At 51.8% G+C, this 529-nt stretch carries 1 rRNA gene; it reads right to left on the minus strand.

Annotated features, from left to right (window positions below):
- Nucleotides 1-529, minus strand: a 16S ribosomal RNA gene (locus tag Q0791_RS24995); the annotation flags it as partial.

Genomic DNA, 529 nt, shown 5'->3' on the forward strand with positions numbered 1-529 from the left:
TTCTGAGGATGTCAAGAGTAGGTAAGGTTCTTCGCGTTGCATCGAATTAAACCACATGCTCCACCGCTTGTGCGGGCCCCCGTCAATTCATTTGAGTTTTAACCTTGCGGCCGTACTCCCCAGGCGGTCTACTTAATGCGTTAGCTTGAGAACCCAGTGTTCAAGACACCAAATTCCGAGTAGACATCGTTTACGGCGTGGACTACCAGGGTATCTAATCCTGTTTGCTCCCCACGCTTTCGTACATGAGCGTCAGTCTTTGTCCAGGGGGCCGCCTTCGCCACCGGTATTCCTTCAGATCTCTACGCATTTCACCGCTACACCTGAAATTCTACCCCCCTCTACAAGACTCTAGTTTGCCAGTTCAAAATGCGGTTCCTAGGTTGAGCCCAGGGCTTTCACATCTTGCTTAACAAACCGCCTGCGTACGCTTTACGCCCAGTAATTCCGATTAACGCTTGCACCCCTCGTATTACCGCGGCTGCTGGCACGAAGTTAGCCGGTGCTTCTTCTGCGAGTAACGTCACAG

The sequence above is a fragment of the uncultured Shewanella sp. genome (genome assembly GCF_947495455.1).
GTDB lineage: Bacteria > Pseudomonadota > Gammaproteobacteria > Enterobacterales > Shewanellaceae > Shewanella.